Source organism: Mannheimia sp., assembly GCF_056854775.1.
The window spans coordinates 1-9,221 of record NZ_JBXGGI010000026.1 but is presented as its reverse complement, the minus strand read 5'-3'; the positions used below and the strand labels follow the sequence as shown (position 1 = coordinate 9,221).

Below are 9,221 nucleotides of genomic sequence, written 5' to 3'. Positions count from 1 at the left end.
CAAGTTGGCTTCCACCATCTCTTTTTTCGCACGGCGGGCTTTTAGCTCACCATTAGAAATACGACCGCCAATCTCACGGATTTGAGCAATGGTTAAACCTGACGTTTGTTCTAAATTTTGTAAATTTGCGATATTAACACGAATGTTATCTACATAATTTGCAAGTTTTGGTGCAGCATTCTTCTTTGCATTAATCGCTTTTTCAATCCACGCTTCACTTAATTCGTGCCCTTGGAATGCTTTTAAGAAATCGGTCTTTTTCATACCGGAATATTCAACCGCATAACGCTGAATTTGGCGTTCTTCCGCACGCACTTGCTTCATTAGTTTTTGCATAGTGGCAACTAATAAATCAAACTGTTTCGGTACTAAACGGAACTCACGGAAAATATTCGATAAAATTTCGATCTGTTCTCTTGATTTTTTGTTAGTACGACCGTGTTTTTGAATACATAACAACACTTTCTCGTGTTGGCTGCGTAATGCTTCAAATTTTTCTCGTGCTAATTCAGGATCGATTGAGCTGTCATCGCTGCTGTCTGAGCTGCTATCACTTTCTTCGTCTTCATTTTCGTCATCTTCAACATCGGCTACCGTATCTGACTCTTCGTCATCATCAAGATCTACCTCTAATTCTTCCGTAACTTGCTCTGATGCATTCGGATCAACAAAGGCTGTAACTAAATCAGAAATACGCATTTCGCCCGATTCTACTTGGGTGTAACATTCTAAAAGTCCGACTAAAGCTTCCGGGTACTCTGCAATCGCACATTGCACTTCATTGATACCGTCTTCAATACGTTTTGCAATATCGATCTCACCTTCACGAGTTAAAAGCTCCACTGTACCCATTTCACGCATATACATACGCACCGGATCAGTAGTTCTGCCTAGCTCTGATTCTACGGTTGAAAGCACTTTCGTAGCTTCTTCTACCACATCTTCATCAGCGATATTTTCAGCAAGGAGTAAATCATCTGCATCAGGGGCAACCTCTAATACTTGGATCCCCATATCATTGATCATCTGAATAATATCTTCGATCTGCTCTGCATCTACTAACTCTTCAGGTAAATGATCGTGCACTTCAGAAAGCGTTAAATAACCTTGTTCACGCCCTTGTGTAATCAAAAGTTCTAACTGGGATTGCTGTTCTAATTGTTGATCTGCTTGATTTTCCATAGTTTATCCGTTTATTTTGCGAGCAAAAAATAGTAATGGATTATACCACTAAATTCAGCTTGGCTTGGTAAATTTGCAAAAAATTTATGAATTTTACTCACAATCCTTGTAAGGATTGTTCGCAGCTTCGCTGCCGTTGGCAAAGCCAACGTTTAAAAAGCAATGCTTTTTTTGACCGCTTGTTGTGGGCTCACTCAGTGTATTCCTACTATTGAAACATTAATAAAACGTACTCTTTTTTCTCATCGTCAGTTAAACCCACTGTTCTGTCTTTGGCAATTAACTCTTCTTTTCGTAATTCCACTAATTTAGCATAAAGAAAATCGAGCGTTTCAATAAAGGTAGTTTCAACATTTTCCGGCAACACTAAATGTTCCCAACTTGCGAGTGTTTCAACGATTTTATATTGGGGATGTTCTCGATAATGTTCAAGTACCCCCCCCATACTAATGCCGGCATTTTGCTGACAAATCGCTACAATATCCGTTAATAATTCAAAACCCGGCTCTTTTAAGGCTTTTAGAGAACTCACATCCGGCACAAATTTCACTAAATGTGGGTTTTGCAATAATAACGCTATCAGCAATCGCATTGGCGTTCGCTTGATTTTAACGGCTTGATGAGCCGCTCTCTCTTCTGCTTTTTTATTCGGTAATAATGTTTCTATCTGTGTTGGATCAAGAATGCCTAGCTTCTGCCCTAAAATATTGCGTAAATAAACACGCAACATTTCACCCGGAATGCGGTTAATCAGCGGTACGGCTAAAGCTGCCAATTTGGATTTTCCTTCTTTTGAGGAAAGGTCCACATCAGCAAGTAAACTATCAAACAAGAAATCACTCAGAGATTTGGCATTCTCTGCCAAATATTGCTCAAAGCCGGCTTTACCTTGCGAGCGAATGAAAGTATCTGGATCTTCGCCATCAGGCAAGAAAATAAATTTGAGCTGACGACCGTCTTGCAAGTATGGTAGAGCATTTTCTAATGCTCGCCACGCCGCATCTCGTCCGGCTCTATCACCATCATAGCAACAGATAATCTGCTCAGTGCAGCGGAACATTTGCTGAATTTGCTCACCTGTAGTGGCTGTACCTAATGAAGCCACAGCATTATCTACTCCAAATTGAGCCAGAGCCACTACGTCCATATAGCCTTCCACTACAAAGAGATAATCGGGGTTTTCATCCACTTTGAGTGCTTGATATAAACCGTACAGCTCACTACCTTTATGGTAAATTACCGTTTCAGGCGAGTTCATATACTTCGCACCTTGCTCATCATTTGGCAACACTCGACCACCAAAGGCGATCACACGTCCACGCTTATCTCGAATAGGGAACATTACCCGATTGCGAAATTTATCGTAAATTCGACCGCTATCATTTTTGGTTAAGATCCCTGTATCAAGCAATTTTTGTGTTTCTTCAGGCGATTGCCCAAAAGTGCGTAATGCCGCATCAAAGGCATTAGGAGCAAAACCAATTTCAAAACGTTCAATAATCTCCGCCGATAAACCACGCTGTTGCAAATAACTTTGTGGCTCAATTTGATGGGTAAGGTTTTGCTGATAAAACTTCGCTACCGCCTCCATCAACTCATAGAGATTACGCTTGGTTTTAAAATTCGCTTGCGGTTTACCATCACGACTAATGATATTTTCTCTCGGCACTTCTAGCCCGTGCATAGCCGCAAGCTCTTCAATTGCCTCCGGAAATTCTAATTTGTCGTAATCCATCAAAAAAGTGATGACATTACCGTGAACGCCACAACCAAAGCAGTGATAAAACTGTTTCGATTGGCTTACCGAAAATGAAGGGGTTTTCTCGTGATGAAAAGGACAACAGGCTTGATAATCTCGTCCTGCTTTTTTGAGCTTGACCCGACTGTTGATGACCTCAACAATATCAGTACGAGCGATGAGATCATCAATAAACGAACGTGGAATTGTGCCTTTCATTGATTGCCTCCTGCTCTTTGAATGATACAAGCGGATAATTTATCGTAACGTTTTACCAAAAAATGACCGCTTGAAATAGAAACGTTAAAAACACCAAAACCGTGAGCCTAAAAGGAATCACGGTTTCGATATATTTTTGCTAATTAGCGAACTAATTAGTATAAACGTGTGTTGCGTGCATTCTCACGGAAATTACGTTTAGCGTGGCGTTTAGCAAGTGATGCTTTTTCACGTTTACGAATTGTAGTTGGTTTTTCGTAGAATTCACGAGCACGAACTTCTGCTAAGATACCTGCTTTTTCGCAAGAGCGTTTGAAACGACGTAATGCAACGTCAAATGATTCATTTTCACGAACTTTAATTACTGGCATATGCCATCACCTCAGAAAAATAGATTAAATTATTAACCGCACACAATTTTGGCGGCATAGAACAAAAAAGGTAGTGCATTCTACCTCAACAAAAAAGCAAAGTAAAGAGCAGATTTTCTCCCCTAAATCCAGTTTGTACATACTAAATCGAATGGGGGAAATTTTTTAGTTTTACGCAAAAATAGATAGATGCCGTAATGCCCTTAGTATAAAATAACAACAATTTTTTCCGTTTTTTAGGATAGTTTAATGCAGCTTAGCTTCAAAAAAATAGACAACTCACACATTGCCCTTTTCTGCAATGCTCTAGTCGCTACATTTTTTGTTACTGTTTTAGCCTTTAAAAAAGGCTATAGTTATGTGCCAATGACCTTAGGCGTTATAGCTACACTTAGCTTCTTATTTTATCACTTTAAATTAAAACAAAAGTGGTTGCTTGATAAAGAAGATAAATTTTTTGTTTTCTCACTTATTGCCTATTTCCTTACATTTGTAATGTCAGCAGTTTTTAATGGAGATGGTTTCCGTGAAATTGATAATCCAAGTAAAATATTGTTATTAATTCCGCTAATTTTTTTCTTTAAACTTTACCCGATTAAGAAAGAGATTCTATTTCATTTCATTCCTATTGGAGCGTTAGTAGTTGGAATTTTAGCGATATATCAAAAATTTATACTTAATTTGCCGAAGCCATTTCCTGACACAATGCATATTCAGGCAGGTAATATCTCAATATTATTAGCACTATTTAGCATTGCAATTGCTTTTTACTGGTTTGCACAAAAACAACATAAAACTTGTATCCTCTATTTTGCCTGTCCTGCTTTTGCTCTGCTTGCTAGTATTCTAACAGGTGCAAGGGGTGGGTGGGTCGCATTTCCTATCTGTATTTTACTTATTCTATTTTTTAACTTTAAATATATTCGTAAACAAATTATTTATGTAATCATACTAATGCTAACCCTTCCTTTAGCATTATTTATTTATAAACCTGAATTTGGTATTCAGCAAAGATTGAATGAAGCAGAAACGGATATTACCCGCTATGTTGAGCAAAAGGACAAAACAACCTCTTTAGGTGCTCGTTTTGATATGTGGGAAAATGCAGTAATCGCCATTTCTGAAAAACCTATATTAGGACACGGTAGTTCAGGTTATGAAAAATTTAAGGAGAAGCAAGTAGAAACTCAACAAATGGCTAAAACCACATTAAAATTCAATAGTCTACATAATCAATATTTAGAGTCTTTCGTAAAAAGAGGTATTTTAGGATTCGCTGCATTAATTGGCGTATTATTTATTCCACTGAGTATTTTTGTTAGACGATTAAATACCAATGATGCTGTGTTAAAATGTATAGCTGTTCTAGGAATAATACATATTATTGCTCATTCATTCTTTTTTTTGAGCCAGTCATTCTTGGCTCATAATTCAGGCTCAATATTTTATTTCTTTGTATTGATTTTGTTATATCATCTATTGAAACAAAAAGAAAATAACATATAAAATAAAAAGGCAGATCAAACATCTGCCTTTTTAATTGAATCATTATTTTCTAAATACCATTTAACTGTTTTACGCATACCGGTTTCAAAAGTTTCTATTGGTTGCCAACCTAACTCTTGTTTAATTTTTGAGGTATTAAGTGCATAACGGATATCGTGTCCTGGTCTATCTTCAACATAAGTAATCAAATCAGTATAATATTTTATATTATTAGGTTTATTAGGTGCGAGCTCCTCTAATAAACTACAAATTGCCCTTACTATCTCAATATTTGTTTTTTCTTGACGAGCACCAATATTATAAGTTTCCCCTACTTTACCTTTAGTTAAAACTTGATATAAAGCCCTAACGTGATCTTCTACGAAAATCCAATCACGAATTTGCAAGCCATTTCCATAGATAGGTAATTTTTTACCTTGCAAGGCATTTAAAATCATCAATGGAATTAATTTTTCAGGATATTGATAAGGTCCGAAATTATTTGAACACGTTGTAATAAGAGTTGGTAATCCATAAGTTCTATGCCAAGCACGAACTAAATGATCGGCAGAAGCTTTTGATGCGGAGTAGGGACTACTTGGAGCATAGGGGGAATTCTCTGTAGATAGACTATCCGTTAATGCAAGATCTCCATATACTTCATCGGTTGAAATATGATGAAAGCGAAAAGTTGATTTTTGGAGCTCAGGTAAATCTAGCCAGTATTCTCTCGCAACTTCAAGCAAAGAATAAGTACCAACAATATTAGTTTGAATAAAATCAGCTGCTCCAGAAATAGAACGATCTACATGGCTTTCCGCAGCTAAATGCATAACAGCATCGGGTTGATATTTGCAAAATATTTCCGAAATTTGACCGCTTGCACAGATATCTACCTGCTCAAAATGGTAACGCTCATCAGATGAAACACGAGATACTGAAGCTAAATTGCCCGCATAAGTTAATTTATCAATATTAATAACCGTGTGATCGGTTTCTTCAATCAGGTAGCGAACTAGTGCAGAACCGATAAAACCGGCTCCACCTGTAACGAGAATATTCATAATCAATAAGCTCCACTTCGCTTAATTACCACACTGATGGTTTTGCAAAGAATAACTAAATCATTCCAAAGAGACCAATTTTTAACATACCAAGCATCAAGATAGACTCTTTTTTGGTAATCTACATCATTTCTACCGCTTACCTGCCATAAACCTGTCATTCCAGGTTTTGCCATAAAATAGTAATCCACATCTTCATCATACCGAGATAGTTCTTCCGCAACAATAGGACGAGGACCGACTAAACTCATTTCTCCTTTTAAAACATTCCAGAGTTGAGGTAGCTCATCTAAACTACTACGACGGAGAAAATTTCCTAAAGGAGTAATTCTTGGATCATCTTTGAGTTTGAAATCTTTCTCCCACTCTGCTTTTGCAAGCGGTTCATTTTTGAATAAATTTTGCAAAATTTCGTCTGAATTTATAACCATTGTGCGAAATTTCAAACAGGAAAAAGGTTTACCATTCCGCCCTATTCTCTGATGACCATAAATTGCTTGACCACCGTCTTTCCTAATTTTCCAAGAAAGATATAAAAATAATGGGCTAAGAAATACTAAACCTAAAATAGATAAAACAATATCTGCTGTTCGTTTAATAAATCGAGATGTTCTTTTTGCTAAATTATTATTTATTCTTAACAGCATTACATCATAGCTAAATAGAAATGACATATCCGTGCTATATAATGGCAATCCTCTTAAACTTGGAATAACTGATACCGAACGATAACGATGTTTTGATAAATAACGAAGCCAATAATCTCGCTCCGTATTTTCGTGATCTTCTAGAGCAATAATAAATTGATCGTAAGGATTAGAAACTAATTCCCAAATCCCTCCTTCTGAAACATCCTTTAAAATTGGAATCCCTAATTCACTTAACTTATCAGATGGATGACTAGATAAAAAATACCTAATCTCCAACCCTAAATAAGGCTCACTTTTTAAGGCATAATAAGCATCAATGGCATTTTCTCCACCACCAATAATTATTGTTTTTTTAGTGTAGATTTTAGCTTTAATTAACCCTTTTTTGAGCAAGATTCGCCCAATTGGAATAATAATAAATGCACAAGCCCAAGTAGTTAGCCATAAATAACGGGATAAATAAAGTTTAGAAAAAGCAATAATAGAAAGTTCAAAGATTGCTAAAATAGCTAAGGTGCGTAAAATTTCTTTTAACTCAAACCAAAAGGGTTTACGATATGTATAATGACGTAATCTTATCCAAAACCAGCCTATACCAATCATACTTAGTAAAATATGAATAGTAATTCGCTCTTGTAACTCATTTAATGGCAAATACTGGCTAATATCGGTTACAAAAAAATATAAAATAGACAGTCCCAAAATAGAGGATAATATAAAACTTAATAGATCAACCAATACTAAAATATATTTACTATCTAGTTTATTTTTCTTCATTATTTAAAAACTTCCGCTTTAGTAAATTCATTGCTTTTAATAAAAAATTTTCATTTTCTATATTAACCACATCAATCATTTTTATTTTAATATGATTATGCTCAATCCATATATTAAATAATCTTTCAGCAATAAACCCAAAAACTCTCTTTTGATAAATAGAATAGCTAGAGATATCAATTCTTTTCTCTAATTCAAACAGAATAGAAAATAGCCACTCACAATATTCTCCACATAATTCTGAACGCATTATAAACATATTAAATAAATGCAAAGAACTACTATCTAACACTTTATTACAAGCGGTTAAATATTCAGGATTTTTTTCAATTATAATTGAAACGGCTAAATCTAAATCATTAATATAGTGAGCATTTTTATAGTGAGAATAGACCGTTTCAATATAATATTTCCTTTTTTTAGGAACAAGACAATCTACCTGACTTAAATCTTCCTGAATATTTTTCTCACTCAATATATACTTATTTTTTAGAAAAGGATATTCACCTTTAAAATAACGACGATAATGAACTAAGCCGACATAATCATTTTTCTCAAAAATGCCATTTTTCCAAGCCCAATAGAGAGCTGTGAGCTCACAAAAAGTAGGGTTTTTGCCTGAGATATTTTCACCCAAATCATCCCTCAGAATACCCAATTCTAAATTAGTATTAACACATCCTACTTGAATTGGAATATAGTACTCCACTCTAGGAAATTTATATTTTTTATGTGTCGCGACAAGAACTGTTAATCTTTTCATAAATATTTTATATGATGTGAAAAATCATCTCTTAAACCATGCCACATAGCTCTCCAGGTAAATATAAGCTCCTTTACACTTGGCTTGGTAAACATAAAAAACCAGGTAGTTTTAAGCCAAAATCCTATAATATGCCAGATTGTACCGTGAAGCTTAAATATATCAATAGCATTACGACAAAAACAATATAGTTTCAGATTAGAAGATGAATAATTAAATCTTAATTTACCAAAAAACATTTTAGTTGAGGATGAGCTATCTGCTGGATGATAGAATATTGCATCTATAACAGTTAAAATATTTGCACCTGATTTCGAAGCTCTAATTGTATATTCTTTATCATCTCCCCAAATAAAATATTTTTCCTTAATTAATCCAATATTTTTAACTAACTGCCTAGAAATTAGTGTTCCATTAAAAGGAAGTACAATGTCTCTGATAAAATTTTTCTGCTTAAACTTATCAGGAATAGAAGAATATGAATCAATAATTTGCAATGAATTCGGGATTCTTAGTGCAAAACTTAATTTATCTTGGCTGATCGGCTCTAAAACCATAGGTCCAATATAGCAATCTTCAGAAATATAATTAACTAAATTTTCTAAACAATTTTCAGAAGGATAACCATCATCATCCATTAGCCAAATATACTCAAAATTATTCTCGTAGGCATACTTAAGACCTTCATAAAAGCCCCCCGCTCCTCCTTTGTTGCAGGGTAAGGTTAATAAAGTAAATTGTTCGCTGTTTATCCAACCATTTTCCTCCAGAAAATTGATTGTGTCATCTGTACTAGCATTATTAACTACTACTATATGAGCAATTGGATAGGTTTGCTTTATTAGAAATTGCAAGCAGTTTAATAATAGCTCTTTACGATTGTAGGTAACAACAACTGCACAAACTTTTGGATTTGAAATCATCCTTTACACACCTTTAGGCTAGCGTCAGGGAAATTCACATTCCCACATT

8 protein-coding genes are annotated in these 9,221 nt (G+C 35.1%); 1 reads left to right on the top strand and 7 read right to left on the bottom strand.

All coding sequences use genetic code 11. The features are described from left to right. From ACJHV0_RS02400 to rpsU, 3 genes are all read right to left on the bottom strand, one after another. Window positions 1-1,182, bottom strand: a 1,182-nt coding sequence (locus tag ACJHV0_RS02400) for an RNA polymerase sigma factor region1.1 domain-containing protein (RefSeq protein ID WP_483133286.1), incomplete at its 3' end; no start/stop codon positions are given. 208 nt (window positions 1,183-1,390) lie between these two features. Further along, window positions 1,391-3,139, bottom strand: coding sequence for a DNA primase (gene dnaG / locus ACJHV0_RS02395; protein ID WP_334233706.1), 1,749 nt, complete (start codon window positions 3,137-3,139; stop codon window positions 1,391-1,393). A gap of 155 nt (window positions 3,140-3,294) precedes the next feature. Next, complete coding sequence (rpsU, locus tag ACJHV0_RS02390; RefSeq protein WP_006252283.1) at window positions 3,295-3,510, bottom strand: 30S ribosomal protein S21; 216 nt, start codon at window positions 3,508-3,510, stop codon at window positions 3,295-3,297. A gap of 249 nt (window positions 3,511-3,759) precedes the next feature. Here rpsU and ACJHV0_RS02385 point away from each other — a divergent pair, with 249 nt between their 5' ends. Further along, a complete protein-coding gene (locus ACJHV0_RS02385; RefSeq protein ID WP_483133285.1) occupies window positions 3,760-5,016 on the top strand; it encodes an O-antigen ligase family protein in 1,257 nt (418 codons plus the stop codon). A 14-nt stretch (window positions 5,017-5,030) separates the two neighbouring features. On the opposite strand, the gene rfbB is transcribed toward ACJHV0_RS02385, so the two are convergent. From rfbB to ACJHV0_RS02365, 4 genes are read right to left on the bottom strand one after another with little or no spacing between them, the layout of a single operon-like run. Then, window positions 5,031-6,059 (bottom strand): dTDP-glucose 4,6-dehydratase, encoded by a 1,029-nt coding sequence (gene rfbB / locus ACJHV0_RS02380; RefSeq protein WP_483133284.1) that lies wholly within the window; start codon window positions 6,057-6,059, stop codon window positions 5,031-5,033. Window positions 6,060-6,061: 2 nt separating this feature from the next. Then, the gene (gene wbaP, locus ACJHV0_RS02375) at window positions 6,062-7,486 is read right to left on the bottom strand and encodes an undecaprenyl-phosphate galactose phosphotransferase WbaP (protein ID WP_283386841.1); all 1,425 of its coding nucleotides are present in this window, start codon (window positions 7,484-7,486) and stop codon (window positions 6,062-6,064) included. Further along, window positions 7,473-8,249, bottom strand: coding sequence for a DUF4422 domain-containing protein (locus tag ACJHV0_RS02370; protein WP_334235218.1), 777 nt, complete (start codon window positions 8,247-8,249; stop codon window positions 7,473-7,475). Before ACJHV0_RS02370 ends, wbaP begins: the two co-directional genes overlap by 14 nt. After that, a complete protein-coding gene (locus ACJHV0_RS02365; protein WP_483133283.1) occupies window positions 8,246-9,172 on the bottom strand; it encodes a glycosyltransferase family 2 protein in 927 nt (308 codons plus the stop codon). The genes ACJHV0_RS02370 and ACJHV0_RS02365 overlap by 4 nt, the downstream gene beginning before the upstream one ends. Between the last annotated feature and the right edge of the window lie 49 nt (window positions 9,173-9,221).